Origin of the sequence: Gilvimarinus gilvus (assembly GCF_030518155.1) — a bacterium.
Lineage (GTDB): Bacteria > Pseudomonadota > Gammaproteobacteria > Pseudomonadales > Cellvibrionaceae > Gilvimarinus > Gilvimarinus gilvus.
In genome coordinates this window covers 1-324 of the sequence record NZ_JAULRU010000466.1, presented here as the reverse complement: position 1 = coordinate 324, position 324 = coordinate 1, and the positions used below count along the sequence as shown (strand labels likewise).

Below are 324 nucleotides of genomic sequence, written 5' to 3'. Positions count from 1 at the left end.
TACCTGAGCCGCCGATTATTCCTGTAGCTATCAATGAGCGAGCGATGATGCGCTCAGTTGTAGGCATGATCGCTTCTGATATTCAGCCAATAAATAACCTAAGGGTGCTGAATTATTTGTCGGATGAAGTAGGGGTGACGGATGATCAACGAAAAGCATGGTATCGACACTGGGTTTTAACCGGCCTGAAATCTTTAGACGTATTTCTACAGACTTCAGAAAGAAGCGGCGATTTTTGCGTCGGTGACCAACCGACCCTGGCCGATATCTGTCTCATACCTCAGTTATACAATGCGCAGCGGTTCAATATTGAAACAGCGAAGT

The 324-nt window shown here is 46.0% G+C and carries 1 protein-coding gene; it reads left to right on the top strand.

Annotated elements, in window-relative coordinates:
* On the top strand, window positions 1-324 hold a 324-nt coding region (locus QWI17_RS08905; RefSeq protein ID WP_302722164.1), incomplete at both ends, for a glutathione binding-like protein.